Source organism: Citromicrobium bathyomarinum, assembly GCA_001306305.2.
Lineage (GTDB): Bacteria > Pseudomonadota > Alphaproteobacteria > Sphingomonadales > Sphingomonadaceae > Alteriqipengyuania > Alteriqipengyuania bathyomarina.
Genome location: CP155577.1, coordinates 1,927,920 through 1,947,525 on the forward strand (window position 1 = coordinate 1,927,920; position 19,606 = coordinate 1,947,525).

The 19,606-nt window shown below is 66.1% G+C and carries 21 protein-coding genes and 1 tRNA gene; 3 read left to right on the forward strand and 19 right to left on the reverse strand.

Annotated elements, in window-relative coordinates; all coding sequences use genetic code 11:
* Positions 1 to 33 precede the first annotated feature (33 nt).
* From tmk to VO57_009685, 4 genes are all read right to left on the reverse strand, one after another.
* Positions 34 to 681, reverse strand: a complete 648-nt coding sequence (gene tmk / locus VO57_009670) for a dTMP kinase (GenBank protein ID XBL68408.1) — start codon at positions 679 to 681, stop codon at positions 34 to 36.
* Complete coding sequence (locus VO57_009675; protein ID XBL68409.1) at positions 678 to 1,829, reverse strand: D-alanyl-D-alanine carboxypeptidase family protein; 1,152 nt, start codon at positions 1,827 to 1,829, stop codon at positions 678 to 680. The genes tmk and VO57_009675 overlap by 4 nt, the downstream gene beginning before the upstream one ends.
* A 68-nt stretch (positions 1,830 to 1,897) precedes the next feature.
* Positions 1,898 to 3,097, reverse strand: coding sequence for an SPOR domain-containing protein (locus VO57_009680; protein ID XBL68410.1), 1,200 nt, complete (start codon positions 3,095 to 3,097; stop codon positions 1,898 to 1,900).
* A complete protein-coding gene (locus tag VO57_009685) occupies positions 3,081 to 4,100 on the reverse strand; it encodes a lytic murein transglycosylase (protein ID XBL68411.1) in 1,020 nt (339 codons plus the stop codon). Before VO57_009685 ends, VO57_009680 begins: the two co-directional genes overlap by 17 nt.
* Before the next feature lie 116 nt (positions 4,101 to 4,216).
* Between VO57_009685 and VO57_009690 the strand changes: the two genes are divergently transcribed.
* Positions 4,217 to 4,306 (forward strand) — tRNA-Ser (locus VO57_009690).
* 127 nt (positions 4,307 to 4,433) lie between these two features.
* A complete protein-coding gene (locus VO57_009695; GenBank protein ID XBL68412.1) occupies positions 4,434 to 4,589 on the forward strand; it encodes a DUF1328 domain-containing protein in 156 nt (51 codons plus the stop codon).
* A gap of 30 nt (positions 4,590 to 4,619) precedes the next feature.
* Here the strand turns inward: VO57_009695 and VO57_009700 are convergent, their stop codons facing one another.
* The 5 genes from VO57_009700 to VO57_009720 all read right to left on the reverse strand — a co-directional run bounded on the left by VO57_009700 (position 4,620) and on the right by VO57_009720 (position 8,746).
* Entirely contained in the window at positions 4,620 to 4,811 is a 192-nt protein-coding gene (locus VO57_009700) for a hypothetical protein (protein XBL68413.1), read from the reverse strand.
* Positions 4,812 to 4,842: 31 nt separating this feature from the next.
* Positions 4,843 to 6,255, reverse strand: coding sequence for a dihydrolipoyl dehydrogenase (gene lpdA, locus VO57_009705; protein XBL68414.1), 1,413 nt, complete (start codon positions 6,253 to 6,255; stop codon positions 4,843 to 4,845).
* Between the two features lie 160 nt (positions 6,256 to 6,415).
* Positions 6,416 to 6,835 carry a hotdog domain-containing protein gene (locus VO57_009710; protein XBL68415.1) on the reverse strand — a complete coding sequence of 140 codons (420 nt, stop codon included), beginning with the start codon at positions 6,833 to 6,835 and terminating at the stop codon, positions 6,416 to 6,418.
* Between the two features lie 91 nt (positions 6,836 to 6,926).
* A complete protein-coding gene (locus tag VO57_009715) occupies positions 6,927 to 7,427 on the reverse strand; it encodes a hypothetical protein (protein ID XBL68416.1) in 501 nt (166 codons plus the stop codon).
* Complete coding sequence (locus VO57_009720; protein XBL68417.1) at positions 7,424 to 8,746, reverse strand: pyruvate dehydrogenase complex dihydrolipoamide acetyltransferase; 1,323 nt, start codon at positions 8,744 to 8,746, stop codon at positions 7,424 to 7,426. The genes VO57_009715 and VO57_009720 overlap by 4 nt, the downstream gene beginning before the upstream one ends.
* A 170-nt stretch (positions 8,747 to 8,916) precedes the next feature.
* Between VO57_009720 and VO57_009725 the strand changes: the two genes are divergently transcribed.
* Positions 8,917 to 9,375 carry a universal stress protein gene (locus tag VO57_009725; GenBank protein ID XBL68418.1) on the forward strand — a complete coding sequence of 153 codons (459 nt, stop codon included), beginning with the start codon at positions 8,917 to 8,919 and terminating at the stop codon, positions 9,373 to 9,375.
* A 24-nt stretch (positions 9,376 to 9,399) separates the two neighbouring features.
* On the opposite strand, the gene VO57_009730 is transcribed toward VO57_009725, so the two are convergent.
* From VO57_009730 to VO57_009775, 10 genes are all read right to left on the reverse strand, one after another.
* Positions 9,400 to 9,915 carry a peroxiredoxin-like family protein gene (locus VO57_009730; protein ID XBL68419.1) on the reverse strand — a complete coding sequence of 172 codons (516 nt, stop codon included), beginning with the start codon at positions 9,913 to 9,915 and terminating at the stop codon, positions 9,400 to 9,402.
* Positions 9,916 to 9,974: 59 nt separating this feature from the next.
* Complete coding sequence (gene rnr / locus VO57_009735; protein XBL68420.1) at positions 9,975 to 12,329, reverse strand: ribonuclease R; 2,355 nt, start codon at positions 12,327 to 12,329, stop codon at positions 9,975 to 9,977.
* 83 nt (positions 12,330 to 12,412) lie between these two features.
* Positions 12,413 to 12,958: a DUF805 domain-containing protein gene (locus tag VO57_009740; protein XBL68421.1), complete on the reverse strand. Its 546-nt coding sequence runs from the start codon at positions 12,956 to 12,958 to the stop codon at positions 12,413 to 12,415.
* Between the two features lie 22 nt (positions 12,959 to 12,980).
* A complete protein-coding gene (proS, locus tag VO57_009745) occupies positions 12,981 to 14,525 on the reverse strand; it encodes a proline--tRNA ligase (protein XBL71321.1) in 1,545 nt (514 codons plus the stop codon).
* Positions 14,526 to 14,609: 84 nt separating this feature from the next.
* Positions 14,610 to 15,203 carry a hypothetical protein gene (locus VO57_009750; GenBank protein XBL68422.1) on the reverse strand — a complete coding sequence of 198 codons (594 nt, stop codon included), beginning with the start codon at positions 15,201 to 15,203 and terminating at the stop codon, positions 14,610 to 14,612.
* Positions 15,204 to 15,241: 38 nt separating this feature from the next.
* Positions 15,242 to 15,811, reverse strand: coding sequence for a polyhydroxyalkanoate synthesis repressor PhaR (gene phaR / locus VO57_009755; protein ID XBL71322.1), 570 nt, complete (start codon positions 15,809 to 15,811; stop codon positions 15,242 to 15,244).
* Positions 15,812 to 15,849: 38 nt separating this feature from the next.
* Complete coding sequence (gene alr / locus VO57_009760) at positions 15,850 to 16,947, reverse strand: alanine racemase (protein ID XBL68423.1); 1,098 nt, start codon at positions 16,945 to 16,947, stop codon at positions 15,850 to 15,852.
* The gene (locus VO57_009765) at positions 16,944 to 18,578 is read right to left on the reverse strand and encodes an MFS transporter (protein XBL68424.1); all 1,635 of its coding nucleotides are present in this window, start codon (positions 18,576 to 18,578) and stop codon (positions 16,944 to 16,946) included. The genes alr and VO57_009765 overlap by 4 nt, the downstream gene beginning before the upstream one ends.
* Before the next feature lie 35 nt (positions 18,579 to 18,613).
* Positions 18,614 to 19,042 (reverse strand): iron-sulfur cluster assembly scaffold protein, encoded by a 429-nt coding sequence (locus VO57_009770; protein XBL68425.1) that lies wholly within the window; start codon positions 19,040 to 19,042, stop codon positions 18,614 to 18,616.
* Positions 19,039 to 19,590 carry a CvpA family protein gene (locus VO57_009775; GenBank protein ID XBL68426.1) on the reverse strand — a complete coding sequence of 184 codons (552 nt, stop codon included), beginning with the start codon at positions 19,588 to 19,590 and terminating at the stop codon, positions 19,039 to 19,041. The genes VO57_009770 and VO57_009775 overlap by 4 nt, the downstream gene beginning before the upstream one ends.
* Between the last annotated feature and the right edge of the window lie 16 nt (positions 19,591 to 19,606).

Genomic DNA, 19,606 nt, shown 5'->3' on the forward strand with positions numbered 1-19,606 from the left:
GCCATTCGCGCCACTGGGGGGCGTGATGATCGGTCACGCTTCGCCGGCAAGCAGTGGAGCAAGCTCCCTCATCACCGCTTCATGGACCGCGTCCGCGCTGCCCGACGCATCGATCTGGACGATGGTGTCGTCATCCTGCGCCAGCCCGGCGAAACCGCGCGCAACATCCGCATGGTAGCGTGCGTTACGCCCGCCGATCGCGTCCGCTTCGCCTCCGTCGCGCTTGCGCAGCCGTTCGGCGACGTCGTCGCCCGGCGCTTCGAGCAGGATGGTCCGGCACGGCTGCAGTCCGCCGCTGCCGATCTGGTGCAGCGTGCGTACCTCTTCATCGCCGAGCCCGCCGGCAAGCCCCTGATAGGCGCGGCTCGACAATACGAAGCGGTCGCACACGACCCAGCGGCCCGCCATCAGCGCGGGCTTAATCGCCTTGGCCACATGGTCGGACCGCGCGGCGGCGAACAGCAGCGCTTCGGCTTGTACGCGCCAGCCGGTGCCCGGCGGTTCGAGCAGCAGCTTGCGGATCATCTCCGCCCCAGTGGTGCCGCCCGGCTCGCGCGTCAGCAGCGCGTCGATCCCGTGATTGGACAGCGCTTCGACCAGCCGTTTTGCCTGAGTCGACTTGCCGACGCCTTCGCCGCCCTCGAACGCGATAAAGCGCGCCTTGATCTCGTGGGCACTCACCGGAACAGCCCGGCAAACCCGTTGCCGATCCGCTGGAACAGGCCCGCTTCGGGCACATCGCGCGCCGCGTAAAGCGGCATGGTGGAAGGCTCCATCCCCGGCACCGCGATCTCCAGTGTGGCGACCGCTTCGCCCTTGGCGATCGGTGCGCGCAAGGGACCATCGTAGCGGACGGTGAGTTCAGGCCGCGCCCCATCGCCGCGAGGGGTCGCGACACGGATATCCTGCGCCGCGACCAGCGGCAGCTGGTCAACCGCGCCGTTCTGAACCTGCGCGGAGGCGGCAGGCTTGCCTTTCCTGACCAGCAGCGTGCTGTCGAACGCGTCGAAACCCCATTCGATGAAGTCGCGCGCAGCCCGGTTGCGCACCTGGCCGCGATCAGCCCCCGCAACCACCATCACCAGCCGCCGTCCGTCGCGCTCTGCCGTGCCGAGGAAGCCATAGCCTGCCTGATCGGTATAGCCGGTCTTCAGCCCGTCCGCGCCGTCCACCCGACCGGTGATCGGATCGTGATTGTCCTGCGCGATGCCATAGGCCTTCAGGCCGGTGCGGCCGTAGTAATAGTCGAAAAAGTCGGGATGGCCGCGGATGATCCGCTTTGCCAGCAGCCCCAGATCGCGTGCGCTGGTGAAGGTGTGTCCCTCGTCCGGCCAGCCATTGGGCGTGCCGAAATAGCTGTCGTGCATGCCGATCGAACGGGCGGTGGCGTTCATCCGCGCGGTCCACTTGTCCACGCTTCCCGACGCGCCTTCGGCCAGCACGACCGCTGCGTCATTGGCAGAGACCGTGGTGATCCCGATCAGCAGTTCGTTCACCGAGGGCCGCGCACGGCGCGGGAGGAACAGGGTCGACCCCTTGCGGTGCCATTCGTCGAAGCTCGCGTCTCGATAGGGCATGCGCTGGTCGCGCCGCAGCTTGCCATCTGCGAGCATGTCGAACGCCACCAGCGTGGTCATCACCTTGGTGATCGACGCGGGGACGAAGCGGCGGTCGATATCGCGCGCATAGAGCGTCTGTCCGCTCGACAGATCGATCATGTAGGCGATCGGAGCCTGTTCGGGGGTCGGGGGCGAAGGCTGGGCGCTGAGCCCGGTTGGCAACGCGAGCGACAGGGCGGCGAGAAAACCCACCACCCGGGCCCGGTTCACCAGAAATGAAGACAATGCGGTTGCTCCTGCTACGGCGAGTTTGCGCCGTCGGGGGACTGGCGCAGCCGCTATTCGCTCGTGTCTATGAACGCATCCCTATAGCCGACCCTGCGCGCGCTGGCGAGGGCGGCATCGGCTTCTCCACGGGTCGCGAACGGCCCCGTGCGCACGCGGTAGAAGCGGCCCGACTGGACCACGAAGCCGCCCAGTTTGTCGGCCGCCTCGATCGCATTGTTCTTGCTGGAGAAAGACGCGATCTGGATGACGTAACGTCCACGCCTGGCCGCCGATTGCGTCGTTCGCGCAGGCACCGACCGCGTAACCGGCGGCGAAGGTGCAGCCCGCGCCGGTGGCGGCGCGGCGCGCGGCGCAGGGGCCGGGCGCGGCGTTTCCATCCGCGCGACCTCGACCGGGGCCTGACGCCCTGCCCCGGTCGGCGTTTCCCCGATCGGGGCGAGCGCATAGCGGGTCGGCGCCGCCGGAGCGGGCGCCGGAGCGGGCGGAAGCGTCTCATATTCCTCGAAAGCGTCGGCGACCGCACTGGATGGTCCCGGGTCGACTTCGGCGAAGGTCGTGTCGAATTCCCGCTCCACCGTGCGGTAATCGGTGTCCGCAGCGCCGCCGGTTCTTGCCGAGGTGCTGCGCGCGTCGTTCCGCGCAAGGCTGACCGATCCGGTGGCAGGCAATTGCTTGCGCAGCACGGCGAGCAGCGTTTCGGGCGTATCGAGCCGCGATCCGGCAGGCTGGCCGGAGCGCAGGGCCGCGCGTTCGTATTCGGGCGGATTGACCCGGCGAACCCGAATCGGAGCGCCCTCGCCCGCGCCCAGCTCCTGCGCGGCACCGGGCGACAGGCCGAGAATCCGGCTCGACGTCATCGGCCCGCGCCGCTCCGCGCGGGCAAGAATGGTGCGCCCGGTGTCGAGCGAGGTCAGCTCGACATAACTCGGCAGCGGCAGGGTCTTGTGCGAAATGGTGATGCCCGGCCCGGCAGCGTCATCGATCGTCGCGTAGCCGACCGCATCGTAGCTGAGCACGTCAGCCGGGGTGTAGGTCTGCCCGTCGACCACATAGGGCTCGCCCAGCACCTGCGGGTAATCCGCCTGCGGCCCATTGATCGCACCGACAGGCGTCGGCGCGGCGCGATCGACCGCGTAGTAATCTGCATTGGGTGCCAGATCGCCGCCCCCTCCCCCGCCCGAACAGGCGGAAAGGCCGGCGATCAGGCCAAACGCAATTCCCAAAATCCGGATATTACCGGGCAATCTCATCGGCCAGAAGCCCCACACTCATCGCGTAATAGTTGGAGCAGTTATATTCGAGGATAACGCGATAATTTGAGGTTAACAGCCACGCAGGAGTTCCCGGCCCGTCGGGCTGGAACAGGCTGGCGAGCGTGCCCGGCGGCAGGCTGCGATACGGCGTAACGCCCAGCGCGCGCCATTCCTCCACCGTCTTCCACTGGCTGTGGCGTTCGTGCACGCGCGGGCATACCGGGGCGACGAGTTCGGTGCGGTGGGCATCCACATTAAAGCCCGAAGGCACGCTTGCGCCCACGCCCCAAGGAATTCCGGGCCGCCAGCCCGCATCCTGGAAATAGCGCGCGATGGAAGCCATCGTGTCGGCCTGGTTGGTGAAGATGTTCGCCATCCCGTCACCATCGCCATCGGTGGCGAGGCGCAGATAGACGCTCGGCAGGAATTGCGGATTCCCGAAGGCACCCGCCCAGCTGCCGACCAGCCGCTCACGCGAATAGCCCTTGTCGGCTACCTTCAGCAGCGCGATGAATTCGCTCTCGAACAGCTCGCGCCGACGCCCTTCCCACGCCAGCGTGGCGAGCGAGCGGGCGAGGTCGAAATTGCCGCGATAGCCGCCGTAATTGGTCTCGTGCCCCCAGATCGCGATGATGATCTCGGGCGGAACGCCATATTGCTGGCGGATGCGATCGTGGAGATAGGTGGTCTCGTTGTAGACCGAGCGCCCGCCGCCGATCCGCGCATTGTCGACGTGACGGTCCAGATAGGGCCTCAGTGGCGGATAACCGGGCGACGAGGACGAGCCGGGCTGCGACTGGTCGAGTTCGATCACGCGCGGGTTGGGCGTGAGGTCCGAGGTCATCCGCCGGATCGTATCCTCGCTCACCCCCTGGGCACGCGCCTTGGCGATGACCAGCTGCATGTAGGCATCGAACGGCATGTCCTGCGCGGCGGCAGGGCTTGCGGCAAGCGCGGCGAAGCACGCGGCGAGAGGGAGGAGGGAGCGGCGCAAACTCATGCCGGTATCTGTGTCACACCGTGCATGACTCGCCAATGACTTAGATGGTGTGGAATTACCCGGCGTGCCGGAGAGTGACAAACGCGCGATGAAGCGTTAGCCGACATTCCCAGTGCGGACAGGTGGCCGAGTGGTTTAAGGCAGCGGTCTTGAAAACCGCCGTGGGTTTACGCTCACCGTGGGTTCGAATCCCACCCTGTCCGCCATTTCCCCCTCCGCCTCGCCGATCCGCTGTGGCGTTTTCATGCATAACAAATGTTTAGAGCGGGGCCGCACGCGCCCTTCCGGCATATGGCCTAGGTTCAATGCAAGGTTCTACCAAGGGGAAACCAAATGCTTCGCTGGGCTATCATCTTCCTGATTATCGCACTGGTCGCCGCCGTACTCGGCTTCGGGGGAATCGCGGGCGTATCGTCCAACATCGCCTGGATCCTGTTCGTCGTCTTCCTGGTGCTGGCGGTGATCGCGTTCCTGCGTCGGAACGTCTGACCCTGCCTTAATGCCAGACAAACGGCGCGATCAGTCAGGCTGATCGCGCCGTTTGTCTTTCTGGACCAGCGATTGCGCATCGCGCTCGCTTTCCGGGTAATCCTCCGGCTTGGCGGAGCTCTGGTTCATCAGCGCGCGATGTTCGCGCGTGATTTCGCTGTCGTTCTTGCCATCGGGCTTGTCGCCGCGCGGCGGCGTGCTGCTCTTGTCCTGTTCGCTCATGCCCTACCAACGGGCGAGAGGCCCGCAGGTTTCAGATGTGCAGCGCGCGCCCGTAGCTGGCCAGCACGCTCTCGTGCATCGACTCAGAGATCGTCGGGTGCGGGAAGACCGTCTGCATCAGTTCGGCTTCCGTGGTCTCCAGCGTCTTGCCGACGACGAAGCCCTGGATCATCTCGGTCACTTCGGCGCCGACCATGTGCGCACCCAGCAGTTCGCCGGTCTTCGCATCGAACACGGTCTTGGTGAAGCCTTCCGCCTCGCCCAGCGCGATCGCCTTGCCGTTGCCAATGAAGGGGAAAGTGCCCGCCTTCACGTCGTAGCCGGCTTCCTTCGCCTTTTCCTCGGTCAGGCCGACCGACGCGATCTGAGGGTGGCAGTAGGTGCAGCCCGGGATGTTGCGACGGTCGAGCGGGTGCGGATGGACATCCTTGTTGCCCAGCTCCTGCGCGATCGCCTCTGCCGCGGTCACGCCCTCATGGCTCGCCTTGTGCGCCAGCCACGGGCCGGGCGTGCAATCGCCGATCGCCCACAGGCCCTTGCTCTTGGTGCGGCCGTAGGGGTCGATCTGGATGAAGCCCTTCTCCATCTCGGCCAGCTTTTCGAGCCCGATATTCTCGGTATTGGGGACGATCCCGATGGCGGTGATGCAGTGCGAGAATTCGCTCTCGCTCACCTTGCCGTCCTTGTCCTTGATCTTGGCCTTCACGCCCTTGCCGTTCGCCTTGATGTCTTCGACACCCGCGCCGGTCATGATCGTGATGCCCTGCTTGGTCAGGCTCTTGTGGAGGAAGACGGACACGTCCTTGTCCTCCACCGGCACGATCCGGTCGAGCATCTCGACCACGGTCACATCGACGCCCATGTCGTTGTAGAAGCTGGCGAATTCGATCCCGATCGCGCCCGATCCGATCACCAGCAGTTTCTTCGGCATTTCTTTGGGCGTCATCGCGTGGCGATAGGTCCAGATCCGCTCGCCATCCGCCTTGGCGAAAGGCAGGTCGCGCGCGCGGGCACCGGTGGCGACGATGACGTGCTTGGCTTCGAGCTTTTCCTCGCCCTTCTCACCTTTCACGGTCAGGCTGGTGGGGCCGGTCAGCTTGCCCTCGCCCATATGTACCGCGATCTTGTTCTTCTTCATCAGCCCGGTGACGCCCTTGTTCAGCTGGGCTGCGACGCCACGGCTGCGCTTCACCACCGCGTCCAGATCGGCTTCGATCTCGCCCGCGATCTTCAGCCCGTAATCCTTCGCGTTCTGCGCATAGTGCAGGATTTCCGCCGAGCGCAGCAGCGCCTTGGTCGGGATGCAGCCCCAGTTGAGGCAGATGCCGCCCAGCAGCTCACGCTCCACGATGGCGACCTTCAGCCCCAGCTGCGCGCCCCGGATCGCCGCGACATAGCCGCCCGGCCCGCTGCCCAGCACGATAAGGTCGTATTTCTCAGCCATCGAATCCTCTTTTCAGTTCACTGCCCTGACACACCTGACACACAGTCCAGGGACCAAAAAATCAGGGGCCGCACGGGCGGCCACGATCGGGCGCTTAAGGGAGAAGGTCATGGCGGTCACGCTCCCACCATGGCCAGTTGCACAGGTGTAGGACAGGCCCTCACCCATCATTATCCGACGCATGACCTGGCGCGCGCTGCGCGGCTGCGCCCTGCATCCGCACCGGGCGCGGTTTGCCGTCGTCGTCGGCCAGCACGAACACGAAGGTGCCCTTGCACACAAGCTTGGTCTCCTCGCCGTGGCGCGCGCGCGCGATGCCCTCTGCGGCGATGGTGATCGAGGTGTTCCCCTCTTTCAAAATCTCGCAATAGACATTGAGCTCGTCGCCCAGCGCCATTGCGCCGGGAAAGGCGAAGTCGGTGGCCGAGACCACCACGGCCTTGCCCTGCCCTTCGCGACTGGCGAGCGAGCCTGCGCCGAGCGCCATCTGGCTCATCAGCCACCCGCCGAACACGCCCCCATAGGGGTTCATGTCGGTCGGCATCGCGGTGACGCGGATCTGGGGTTGGCGGTCCATCAAAGTGCTGCTTCTCGTGTTCTTCCCACGCGTTGGTGCGCGCGGGCATGTTCCTCTCCCGCGAGGGGAGAGGAGAGTTGGGCGCTGCCTGCTATCACCCCGCCGTGACGTTCACGTACTTCGCTTCAACCCAGCCCTGCGCGCAGGGGCCGGTGTAGTTGCGCGGGGTGTCGAGCGTCTCGTCGACCTGGCAATCCTTGCCCTCGTCGTCCTTGTCGTAGACCACGCCGAACCAGTCACCATCCTCGGAGCAGATGTGCACGCCCTGTCCGGGATCGAGCCGGTCGCGTTCCTTGACCTGCGTGCTGGGCGAGTCGCGGACGGAGAGGTAGGTCTCGCCCCCGGACTCCAGATCGTAGACCTCGCCATAGCTGGCGCAGGAATCCATGTTCGGGCCCTTCAGCCCCACGCGGATCGGCTTGGGAATCGGGCCGTCATAGGGGGCAGCTTCGGTCTGGGCAGGCACCGCGACATCGGCAGGGGCCTGCGTGGTGACTTGCGGCGCGGGCTCTTCCGCGGTTCCGTCGGCGGGCGCCCGCTCGCACGCGGCGAGCGAGAGGCCAAGCGTGGCAATCGTGGCGAGTGCAATCCTCACAGCATCATTCCCATCGGTTGTTCGCACATCCGCTTGAACGCTTCCATCAGCTGCGCGCCTTCCGCGCCGTCGATCGCGCGGTGATCGAAGCTGCCGCTGGCGGTCATGATGGTGGCGGGCGCGATCTGGCCGTCGATCACCCACGGGCGCTGCTCGCCCGCGCCGACCGCCATGATCATGCCCTGCGGCGGGTTGATGACCGCGTCGAACTGCTTGATTCCGAACATGCCGAGGTTGGAGATGCTGGCGGTGCCGCCCTGGTATTCGTGCGGCTGCAGCTTGCCCTCGCGCGCCTTGCCGGCGAGTTCCTTCATCTCGGTCGCGATCTCGGCGAGGCTCTTGCGATCCGCACCACGGATGATCGGAGTGATCAGCCCCTTGGGCGAGGCAACCGCGACGCTGATGTCGGCGCGCTGGTAGCGGTGGAGCGTGTCGCCCTGGAAGCTGACATGCGCCTGCGGGGTGCGCATCAGCGCCTTGGCCAGCGCCTTGATCAGCAGATCGTTGACGGAGAGCTTCACGCCCTCTGCCTCGAGCATCTTGTTGAGGTCCGCGCGCGCGGCGAGCAGCGCGTCGAGGTTGATGTCCACGCTGAGGTAGTAGTGCGGCACTTCCTGCTTGGCAGCGGTGAGCCGCTTGGCGACGACCTTGCGCACGCCGGAGACCTTCTCCTCCTCGAACGGCGCATCGCCATCCATCGAGGCATTGGCAGACCCTGCAACCGCGCCGGGCTTCGCTTCGTTCGCCGGACGACCGCCCTCGGCACCTTCAACGTCCGCCTTCACGATCCGGCCGTGCGGGCCGCTGCCTTTCAGCTGCGTCAGGTCGAGACCCTTCTGGTCCGCGATCCGGCGCGCGAGCGGCGATGCGAAGACGCGTTCGCCGTCCTTCTCGGGCGCGGCGAGGTCTTTCGAGGAGGCTTTCTGCGGCTCGGCGCTCTCGCGCGGCTGTGCCTTGGCGGGTTCGGCGGGGGCCTCGCTCTTCTTCTTGTCGGAGTCGTCGGCCTTGGTCTCTTCGGCTTTCTTCGCTTCGGGCTTGTCGCCCGGCGCAGCCTTCGCCGCGTCTTCCACGCTTTCGCCATCGGCGGCGAGCATGGCGATCACGGTGCCGACGGCCACGCCTTCGGTCCCTTCGTCGATCTCGATCGAGGCGATGGTCCCTTCGTCGACCGCTTCGAACTCCATCGTCGCCTTGTCGGTCTCGATCTCGGCGAGCAGGTCGCCGGCGGCCACGCTGTCACCCACCTTGACCAGCCAGCGGGCAAGCGTGCCCTCCTCCATGGTCGGCGAAAGCGCGGGCATCTTGATCGGAGTGGGCATAAATGGCGTGTCCTGCGGTTGCGTCAGCTTTGCGTCTGGCGGGAGATTGGCCCCCGCCGTAGCGGCACGGTGTGCGTCTTGCGCCGCTTTGGCCAATTTGATTGGCGGGGGCAAGCACCTTGCCCTACCACACGATCTGTGCCCAATGCTGGCCTCAGGGAGATATCCGAATGGGCAAATATCTTGTCATTATCGACGAAACCGACGAGGCGCGAAAGGCGCTGCGTTTCGCGATGCACTGGGCGCAGTCGAGCGGGGGATCGGTGCAGATCCTCGCGATCGTGCAGCCGCAGAACTTCAACGCCTTCGGCGGCGTGCAGGCGACCATCGAGGAAGAAGCGCGCGACCGCGCCGAAGCGATCGCGACCAGCGCCGCGGGCAATGTCTTTTCCGAAAGCGGCAAGATGCCCGCGATCGCGGTGAAGGTGGGCGAGGCGAGCCGGATCGTGCGCGACTATCTGGCCGACCACCCGGACGTGCTCGCGCTGGTACTGGGAGCGGGCGGTGACGGCGCGCCGGGGCCGCTGGTGACGCACTTCTCCGCGCACTCGGGTGCCCTGCCCTGCCCGCTGGTGATCCTGCCCGGCGCGATGCCGATGGAGGATATCGAGCGGATCGCGAGCGCGTAAGGGAGCGGTCAACGCCATCGCTGCCTAGCTCGCGGTGCCGCGCACCGGATAGTCGTTCTCCAGCACGAACTGGATCGCGCTCAGCATCTCGTCTAGCGGCGGGCGCGCGAAGGGCGCGCTCTGCACCTCTTCGAAATAGAGCGTGCCGTCGGGTTTGATCAGGAACAGGCCGGGTTCGGAAAACCGCTCCGGCTCGTCGCTGTCTTCGCGCTTCTCGGAGATGAACAGGCCCCACTCGCGCGCCTGGTCTTCCGACAGGCCCAGCGCCAGTGGCAGGTCGTGGGTATCCCATTCCTCGTGCGTGACCATCGCCCGCTCGCGGCTGTCCATCGAGATTGCGAAGGGCGTAACGCCCAGCGCGGTGAACTTGTCCAGCTTGCCGCCCAGCTCTTCCAGATAGCGCTTGCAGATCGGGCAGTGCTTGCCGCGATAAAACACCAGCATGGTGAAGTTTTCGGGGCTCTGCTTGGAGAGCTGGAAGCGCGCGCCGATGGTCAGTTCCAGATCGAGATCGGGCACGCTCTGGCCGGGGATAAGCATGGGCAAGGTACTCCTTTGCCCTTGCGAACGGTGCGAGCGGTGGCGCGTTCCGCCCGATACTACTTCTTGCCGCGCCCCTGGTGGCGAATATTGCCCGGCCTGCCGCGCTTGCCGACCTGATGCTTGCCCGCCTTGTCCTTCTTGGCGGTGTCCTTGCGCGGGCCGCCCTTCTTGGGGCCATGCTTGCGCGGCCCCTTCGGCCCGCTGCGCAGCGGACGCCCTTCGCGCGCTTTCGAGGCATCGCCGCCGGGCACTTCGAAGCGTAGCGCGCCGGTCAGCGCATTGGCCTCGACCAGCTTCATCTTGAGCCGCTGCCCGGTCTCGTACCGCGTGCCGCTGTCCGCGCCGATCAGCGCCTTTGCCGCTTCGTCGTAATGGAAGTACTCGTCGCCGATGGTGGAGATCGGGACCAGCCCGTCGCCGCCCAGCCCCACGATGGTCGCGAAGAAGCCGAAGTTCTGCACGCCGGTGATGCGCGTCTCGAACGTCTCGCCCACACGGCCTGCCAGCCACGCGGCGACATAGCGGTCGATCGTATCGCGCTCCGCCTCCATTGCGCGGCGCTCGGTCCGGCTGATCGCTTCGCTGATCTTGCCCAGATCGTCGCGGTCGATATCGCTGAGCCCGCTGCTCTCGGGCAATTTGCTCTTCGGTTTGGGCTGCTCCAGCTTGAACGCGTCGACCAGCGCGCGGTGCACCAGCAGGTCGGCATAGCGGCGGATCGGCGAGGTGAAGTGCGCGTAGCTGCCCAGCGAGAGGCCGAAATGCCCCTGATTGTCCGGCCCGTAATAGGCCTGCGTCTGCGTGCGCAGCACCGCCTCCATCAGCAGCGCCTTTTCCTGCTCGTCGCTCACGTCTTTCAGGAAGCGGTTGAACAGGGTCGGCGTGATGACCTGACCCATGGCCAGCTTCATATCCAGCGTGCCGAGATATTCCTTCAGCGCCAGCAGCTTCTCCCGGCTCGGCTGTTCGTGGACGCGGTAGACGACGGGCGAGTTCTTGCTCTCCAGCGCCTTGGCCGCCGCGACATTGGCCGAGATCATGAATTCCTCGACCACGCGGTGCGCATCGAGCCGTTCGCGCACGACGATTTCGTCGATCCCGCCCTCTGCGTCGAGCACCACCTGCCGCTCGGGCAGATCGAGGTCGAGCGGGTCGCGCGCCTCGCGCGCTTTCCACAGCGCTCCCCAGGCTTTCCACAGGTTGTCCAGCCGTTCGTCCCCAGCCTTGTCATCGATCCGGCGCTGGGCTTCCTCATACGCCATGACCTCGGCGATACGCACCACCGCGCGGGTGAAACGCCACTTCAGCAGCTCGCCGTCGGCCGAAATTGTCATGTGGCACACCATCGCCGCGCGATCCTCGCCCGACTTGAGCGAGCAGACATCGGCGGAGAGGACTTCGGGCAGCATCGGGATGACGCGGTCGGGGAAATAGACCGAATTGCCGCGCTTCCTCGCCTCGCGGTCGAGCGCGCTGCCGGGGCGCACGTAGTGCGAGACGTCGGCAATCGCGACGATCGCGCGGAAGCCGCCCGCGTTGTCCTCGCTCTCGTCAGGCGCGGCCCAGATCGCATCATCGTGGTCGCGCGCGTCGGCGGGGTCGATCGCGACGATCGGCACGTCCCGCAAATCCTCGCGCTTGTCCGGGGTCACCGGCAGCTTGGCCGCCAGCTGCGCCTCGTTCAGCACGGCCTCGGGGAAGACATGCGGGATGCCATGCTTGGCGATCGCGATCATGGAGAAGCTGTTGGGGGCCAGCGGATCGCCCAGCACTTCGGTCACGCGAACGCCCGAACGCGTGCCGCGCCCGACCGGTTCGGCAGAGACCAGCTGGCCTTCCTCTGCCGTTCCGACATCGGAGATTGGCGAGGAGTTGCGGACCTTCTTGTCCACCGGCGCGAGCCAGAACTTGCCGCGCCCGTCCTTCTCGACCACGCCGATCAGGCCCTCGGTCTGCTGGGCGAGCTTCTTCATCGGATGAGCGCGCCAGCCGCGCGGGGTCTCTTCGGTCCGCGCAAGCACCCGATCGCCGACCTTGAGCGCGGGCATGCCCTTCGAGCCTCTCCCGCGCGATTTCTCGATGATCGTCAGGCGCGGGGGCTTGGCCGCGTCGTCGGGCTCCCACTTCTCGGGCACCGCGATCGGGTCGCCATCGTCCAGCTCGACCACGCGCAGCACGGTCACCTTGGGCAGGCCGCCCATCCGGTGGAAGGCGGTCTTCTTGCCGTCGATCAGGCCTTCCTCGGCCATGTCCTTCAGCAATTTCTTGAGCGCGATCTTCTCCTGCCCCTTGAGGCCGAAGGCGCGCGCGATTTCTCGCTTGCCGACCGTGCTGTCAGACGTTTCGATGAATTCGAGGACCTGCTTCTGGGTGGGCAGTCCTTTTGGGAGGTTCTTTGCGCGTTTGGCCATATCATGGCTCTAAACGCATGGGAGGGGCGGTGCTATCCCGCACGCGCCCCCTGCCCCCGATCTGTGAGCGCCGCTATGCGGCTTCAGTCGACATTCCGGCTCGGGATCAGGCCGCACACGATCACCACCAGATAGCCGATATAGGCGACCAGCCCGAGGCCGGAGCTGGCAGCGGCAGTATCGCTCATCGTCTGCATGTTGTCGCTCATCATCGCGGCGCGGATATCGTCGACCGCCGCCACGCTGACATAGGACGCGAACAGCGTCGTCAGCACGGGGATGATCGCGATTCCCACCGGCAGGCGCGCATCGCGCAGGCGGCGCACGAAAGAGGCGATCAGCAGCGCCAGCCCGATGAGCGAGATTGCCACCCCGATCCATGCCTGCGTTTCCACGCTGCCAGCCATGTTGCGCATCATCTCCATCTGGAGCTGATCCTGGTCGACACCCGACGTCGCGCCCTGAAACGCAGTGCCCATCGCCCCGGCGGTGAAGACGATGCCCGAGATGAAGCTGAGGCCGAAAGTGATGACCACGATCAGCAGCACCCACCACCAGAACAGCGTGCGGCTGTCGCGGCCCGCAAAGTTCGTCAGGTTCGCAAACCCGTGCTTGATCGCCTCGCCCATGAATAATTCCCCTTCGTTTCGATCAGTACGCCCGCGCGACGTAGACCCGCTCGACCGCAGGTTCGCCGGTGAAGATGCAGGTGCCGTCTGCGGGCGTCGCGTCCCGCGGCACGTTGCGCACGGTCAGCTTCTGATCTTTCAGCTTCTCGACCACCTGCTCCAGTGGATCGCCGGTCGGCTTGGCCCACTGTACCTCGACCCAGCCGGGATACTTGCCGTTATTGGCGAAGAACTCGACAACGCCGTCCCAGCTGTCGATGCCGGTCGCGATATTCGCGTCGCGGCGTTCGGCGGCTTCGGTAAACAGCGCCTGCTGGATGTCGCCCAGCAGGCCCGGAATCGTCTCGCCCGCACTCTCACGGGTCGGGGCCTGCGAGTTGAGCTTGCCCGTTTCCATGTCCCACAGATTGTCGCGCCTGATCAGCGTGACGACGCCGTTCTCCATGTCGCGCCCGCCGACCTCGACGATCACCGGCGCGCCCTTGCGCACCCAGTCCCACCGCTTCTGCGCGGGCTTGCCGGGCTTGGTGTCGAGCAGCACGCGCACCGGTTCGCCCAGCGCCTGCTGCCCGGCGAGCGTGGCGCGCAGGCCTTCGCAATATTCGATCAGCGCAGCATCGTCGTCGTTGCCGCGCAGCATCGGCAGGATCACGACCTGCCACGGCGCGAGCTTGGGCGGCACGCGGAGCCCGTCGTCGTCGCCGTGCGTCATGATGATGCCGCCGATCAGCCGGGTGGAGACGCCCCAGCTGGTGGTGTGCGCGAACTGCTCGCCGCCTTCCTGCGCCTGGTACTTGATGCCCGATGCCTTGGCGAAATTGGTGCCCAGATAGTGGCTGGTGCCCGCCTGGAGCGCCTTGCCGTCCTGCATCATCGCCTCGATCGACCATGTCTCGACCGCGCCGGGGAAGCGCTCATGCTCGGGCTTCTCGCCCGCGATCACCGGCAGCGCGAGATCGTCCTCTGCCATCGCGCGGTAGACTTCGAGCATGGTCAGCGTGTGGTCCTTCGCCTCTTCGGGCGTGGCATGCGCGGTGTGGCCTTCCTGCCAGAGGAACTCGCTGGTGCGCAGGAACATGCGCGTGCGCATTTCCCAGCGGACCACGTTGGCCCACTGGTTGAGCTTCAGCGGCAGGTCGCGCCAGCTCTGCACCCAGCGCGCCATCGCATCGCCGATGATCGTTTCGGAGGTGGGACGAACAACAAGCGGCTCTTCCAGCTTCGCCTCGGGATCGGGGATCAGCCCGCCCTTCCCATCCGCGATCAGGCGGTGGTGCGTGACGACCGCCATTTCCTTGGCGAAGCCTTCGACGTGATCCGCCTCACGCTCGAAATTGGAGAGCGGGATGAACAGCGGGAAATAGGCATTGTCGTGCCCCGTCGCCTTGATCCGGTCGTCGAGCAGGCGCTGGATGCGCTCCCAGATGCCATAGCCCCACGGCTTGATGACCATGCACCCGCGGACGCCGGACTCTTCGGCCATCTGCCCTTCGGCAATGGCGGCCTGATACCAGGCGGCGAAGTCGTCTTCGCGTTTGACGGAAAGGGCGTGACGGATTGCGGGCACGGTGATGGCGTCCTGTTGGCTGGGTGATCGGTAGGGCAGGCTCGATAGGCGAGGCATCGGTCCGCGCCAAGCCTTCGACAGGCGTTATTCGGCGGCCGGGCAGTGGAGGAAGCCGGTCATCACTTCCTTGAATGTGGCCTGCGGGTCGAAACCCTCCGGCGCGCTCCCCTCGTTGCCCGTGAATGCGCCGAGCCCGTGGCGCGACATGTAGCGCGGCTGATAGGTCGGCGGGCCGAGCGCGGCGATCGCGCTGCACAGCGCGCCCAGTTGCGCCGGATCGTCGGCAATGCGCCGGACCGTTTCGGACAGCTTCGCTTGCTGCGCCTCTTCGAGATCGCCGAACGCGCTCATCTGCGCGACCATCACCGCCTGATGCGCTGTCCGGTCGGACACGCGGCGCATGTCGTAGCGGCCATAGAACCCGCCCAGCGCAAACAGGCTGGCCGCGTCGTCCCATTCCTCGCGCGCGATACAGGCGGCCGCGCCGCGGTAGAGATCGACCGGGTTATAGGCGGGTCTTGCCTGATCGATCCGGATGCAGCCGATATCGTTCGGGCTCTCGAGGTCGCCCTCCATCTGGTAGTTGCGGATCACCGGCCCGTCGTTCTGCGCGCCGACTGGCGCGGCAGGCATTGCCACGATGAACAGCGCGCCCATCGCCATCGATATTCCTCGCATCACGGATCCCTTCCCGTCCTGAGCGGGCAGGTGTCGCGCTACTTGCCCAGTTCGTCGAGCTTTTTCTGCATCGCGGCCATCTGGTCGCGCATCGAGGCGAGTTCCTGCGCGGTCTCGTCCGACGAGCTTTCGGCGCGGGGTGCTTTCTTGCCTGCGCCGGCCTGCCCGGTGAAGGCGTCGGTTGCGGCGCGCATCATCGCCAGGTTGGTCTCGGCCATCTTGGCGAAGGGGTTGCCGGCCATGCCGCTCTGCCACGCCTCGGCGATCTTCGCCTGGTTGGCGCGGAAATTGGCCATGCTCGCTTCGAGATAGCTGGGCATCATCGACTGCATCGAATTGCCGTACATCGAGATCAGGTCGCGCAGGAAGCTGACCGGCAGGATATGCTCTCCATTGGCCTCTTCCTCGACGATGATCTGGGTGAGGATGGAATGGGTGATGTCATCCCCGCTCTTGGCGTCGACCACCGTGAATTCCAGCCCCTCGCGGGTCATCTTCGCCAGGTCTTCGAGCGTGATGTAGCTTGAGGAATGCGTGTTGTAGAGTCGCCGGTTGGCGTATTTCTTGATGACGATCGTGTCGCCCTCGGTGTATTTCTTGTTAGGCATGAAGAGTGCCGGGCTCCAGTACTGAATGCTGCGCAGCATCAGGCCTTAGCATTTGCAGCATCGCTTGGGCAATGCGCCTTGACGCTACGTTCGAACCGGTGGCCGAGCGTGGTCAGCAATTCATACTGCGAGAGGCCGGAATGCTGCGCAGCATCGGGCAGGTGGTACGGCACGTCGAGCCAGTCGCCGACATCCAGATCGGGTGCCTGCGCGAGGTCCACCACCACCATGTCCATCGAGACCTTGCCCAGCAGGCGCAGCGTGCGGCCCTGGTGGCGCAGGAAACCCTTCGCGCCCCAGCTGCGCAGGAACCCGTCGGCATAGCCGAGCGAGACGGTGCCGACGCGCATCGGCCCGCTGGCGGTGAATTCGCGGTTGTAGCCGACCGCATCGCCCGCTTCGATGCGGCGGACATGGATGATCGCGGCCTGCGGGAAGGCGACCTGGCGGATGTGACCGGCAAGATCGGGCGTCGGCACACCGCCATAGAGCGCGAGGCCGGGGCGGGTGAGGTCGCAGGAATAATCGCGGCCCAGCGCAATCCCTGCGCTGTTGGCGATGCTCGTCTCGCGGTGCGGCAACAGCGCCTGCGCGGCGCGGAACGCGGCGAGCTGGTGGCCATTGGCCGCCGAATGCTCTTCCGCCGAGGACAGGTGCGACATCAGTACCTGCACGTCGAGCCGGGCGAGCAGCGGGTCGCTCAGTTCGGTGGGGGCAAGGCCAAGCCGGTTGATCCCGGTATCGACCATCAGGTTGCACGTGCCCCCTCCGGCATCGAGCCAGACCTTCGCCTGATGGAGCGAGTTGATCACCGGGCGCACCCCGGTCGCGATGGCGTAGCGCGCTTCCTCGCCGGTCATCACGCCGTGCAGCACCGCCACCTGTTGCGGTGCGACATGGTCCAGCACGGGCGCGACCTCGCTCCAGTGCGCAACGAAGAAATCGCGAGCGCCCGCTTCGACCAGCGCAGGCACGCAGTTCTGCGTACCCAGCCCGTAGCAATCCGCCTTGACCGCCGCGCCTGCCCGCGCAGTGCCCGACAGCCTGTCGAGCGCGCGCCAGTTATGCGCCAGCGCGGCGGTGTCGATCGCGAGGCGGAGCGTCGGGGGCGGCGGTGTTTGCGGGTGCGTGTTCACGCATCCCCGAAATCACGTGGCGGCCCGCTCGGCAAGCCCCACCATGCGACAAGCAGGCCGAAAGCGACCACGATCCACGTATACCATAGGCCTGCGTAGATATCCCCGCTGCGCGCGACGATGATCCCCGCGATCAGCGGCAGGAACCCGCCAAGGTATCCAGCGCCGATGTGATAGGGGATCGACATCGACGAATAGCGGATCTGTGGCGGGAACATCTCGGTCAGCAGCGCGGCGACGGAGCCATAGGTCAGCGCGGAGAGCATCCCCATCACCAGCAGCAGGCCGACGATTCCGAGGATATTCGCGACCGGCGGCACCTGCGTGCTGAAATCGAAGCCCTTGGCGCTCAAGGCGTCGCGCACGCCGTCGCGCAGCGCTGGCCCTTGCGCGAACAGCGCCGGGTCGAGCGGCTGTGCTTCACCGCCCACGGACAGCCCGAGCGCCCCGCCCTCACGCAACTCGTAGCGCACGCCGCTGGAAGTCATCGCGTCGAGCAGCTTGCCGCAATCGGTCTGTTCGCGGCCGAACAGTTCGGCGAAGGGGTCGGGCGTGCAGTTCTGGCCCGTCACCACAACCGGCGTCCGCTCGGCTGCGGCGGAGAGGCCCGGATTGGCGAGATGGCCCATCCCCCAGAAGACCGGGAACAGCAGCGCCAGCGACAGCCCGGCGCCCAGAATGATCGGCAGCTTGCGCCCGATCCTGTCCGACCAGCGCCCGATGACGAGGTAGAAGCTCATCGAAATCAGCCCGCCTGCCAGCAGCATCCATTCGACCACGCTCTCGTCCACCCGCATCGGCCCGCGCAGGAACGACAGGCTGCTGAAGAACGCGGTGTACCAGATCGTGGTCAGCACGCCGGTGATGCCGAAGAGCGCGACGAAGATGCGCTTCTTGTTACCCGGGTAGGTAAAGCTCTCGATGAAGGGATTGCCGCTGGTCTCGCCCGCCTCCTTCATCGCCTTGAACACCGGGCTTTCGGAGAGTTTGAGGCGCATCCACAGCGAAATGCCAAGCAGGATGATCGACAGCAGGAACGGCACGCGCCAGCCCCAGGCGGCGAATTCCTCCGCCGGGATCAGCCAGCGGCAGGTCAGCACCACGATGATCGACAGCACGAAGCCGCCGACCACGCTGGCCTGAATGAAGCTGGTGTAGAACCCGCGCTTCTCGGGCGGAGCGTGTTCCGCGACATAGATCGCCGCACCGCCATATTCGCCGCCCAGTGCAAGGCCCTGCAGGATGCGGAAGCCGATCACGATGATCGGCGCAGCGATGCCGATGGTCGCCGCGTCGGGGATCAGCCCGACACCGGCGGTGGCGATGCCCATCAGCGTGACGGTGACGAGGAAGGTGTATTTGCGCCCCAGTTTGTCGCCCAGAAAGCCGAACAGGATCGCACCCAGCGGTCGGAAGCCGAAGCCGACCGCAAAGCCTGCCCACACCAGCAGGATCTGCAGGGTCTCGTTACCGCTGGGGAAGAATGCCGCGCCGATCAGCCCGGCGAGCGTGCCGTAGATGAAGAAGTCGTACCATTCGAAGATCGTCCCTGCCGAACTGGCGGCGATGACGAGCCGGATTTCCTTGTCGGTCGGCTCACGGTTGGCCGATGCTGCGGCGGACGCGCTCATATTCCGATTTTCCCCCTCCGTTTTATGGAGTTGGTCTAACGCGGCTGCGCGGCCTTGCAAAGCGCGTCTGTCGCGGCCCTCCAAGGGAGCAGGATCGCGCCGTGCCGTCCGGGGAAGGCGCGTGCGGGTTCCAGCACGGCGAAGCCCGGCCAGTCTGGGAGCTGTGCGTTCTCATCCGCCAGCCATGCCTCGATTTCCTTGAGGCTGGCGCGCATGTCTTCCGCCGTGCGGCCCTGCGCCGCTTGCGCGAACACCGCCGCCGCCGCCTGCCCGATCGCGCAGGCCGATACGGCCAAGCCCAGCGCCTCCACCCGATCTTCGGCGTCGAGCGCCACGTCGAGCGTCAGCGTGCCGCCGCAGATGCGCGAGCGTACTTCTGCGCTGGCATCGGGCGCGGACAGGCGCGGATAACCGGCCAGCGAGACCGCGAGCGAGAGGATTTCGGGCGTGTAGAGCTTGGTCACTGGCTGACGGTGTCGCCGGTTACTGGGCCACTATCCTCCGACCGCGCCCGGCGCACTTCGGCGCGGCGATCGTGGATATAGCCGACCAGCGCTTCGCTGCCCGCGTTGATCGAGGGGTAGGTGCGCGCGGTGACGATCCAGTTCGGGCGGCCCTCTTCGCCCCACACCGTATCATAGCCGAGCACCAGCAGCGCAAAGCCGATCACCACGATGATCGCGCCCTTCACCGCGCCGAAACCGAAGCCGAGCACCCGGTCGAGCGGGCCGAGCAGCGAATCGCGCGCTCTGGTGCCGACCATCGATGCGATCAGCTTGACCGCGCCGAAGGGGATCAGCAGCAGCAGCGCGAAGGCGACGATCGCGGCGGTGGTCGCCGAGCCGACCTGCGGTTCGAGCAGCGCCTGCACCTGCGTGTGGAACTGCCGGATCGCAAGCAGCGCGAGAATCCACGCGGCGAGCGAGAGCATTTCCTGCACGAAGCCGCGCATGAAGCCGCCCGCAGCGGCCACCGCGACGATCAGCAGCACGATGATGTCGAACCCGGTCATAGAATTTCAGCCTAGC

Coding starts and splice junctions, on each gene's coding strand:
- VO57_009740 (XBL68421.1), bottom strand. CDS start 12,958: ATGGGCGAGGCGATCAAGCACGGGTTTGCGAACCTGACGAACTTTGCG.
- VO57_009725 (XBL68418.1), top strand. CDS start 8,917: ATGGGCAAATATCTTGTCATTATCGACGAAACCGACGAGGCGCGAAAG.
- VO57_009765 (XBL68424.1), bottom strand. CDS start 18,578: ATGAGCGCGTCCGCCGCAGCATCGGCCAACCGTGAGCCGACCGACAAG.
- VO57_009685 (XBL68411.1), bottom strand. CDS start 4,100: ATGAGTTTGCGCCGCTCCCTCCTCCCTCTCGCCGCGTGCTTCGCCGCG.
- VO57_009700 (XBL68413.1), bottom strand. CDS start 4,811: ATGAGCGAACAGGACAAGAGCAGCACGCCGCCGCGCGGCGACAAGCCC.
- VO57_009775 (XBL68426.1), bottom strand. CDS start 19,590: ATGACCGGGTTCGACATCATCGTGCTGCTGATCGTCGCGGTGGCCGCT.
- VO57_009680 (XBL68410.1), bottom strand. CDS start 3,097: ATGAGATTGCCCGGTAATATCCGGATTTTGGGAATTGCGTTTGGCCTG.
- VO57_009750 (XBL68422.1), bottom strand. CDS start 15,203: ATGCGAGGAATATCGATGGCGATGGGCGCGCTGTTCATCGTGGCAATG.
- rnr (XBL68420.1), bottom strand. CDS start 12,329: ATGGCCAAACGCGCAAAGAACCTCCCAAAAGGACTGCCCACCCAGAAG.
- VO57_009720 (XBL68417.1), bottom strand. CDS start 8,746: ATGCCCACTCCGATCAAGATGCCCGCGCTTTCGCCGACCATGGAGGAG.
- phaR (XBL71322.1), bottom strand. CDS start 15,811: ATGCCTAACAAGAAATACACCGAGGGCGACACGATCGTCATCAAGAAA.
- VO57_009730 (XBL68419.1), bottom strand. CDS start 9,915: ATGCTTATCCCCGGCCAGAGCGTGCCCGATCTCGATCTGGAACTGACC.
- lpdA (XBL68414.1), bottom strand. CDS start 6,255: ATGGCTGAGAAATACGACCTTATCGTGCTGGGCAGCGGGCCGGGCGGC.
- VO57_009695 (XBL68412.1), top strand. CDS start 4,434: ATGCTTCGCTGGGCTATCATCTTCCTGATTATCGCACTGGTCGCCGCC.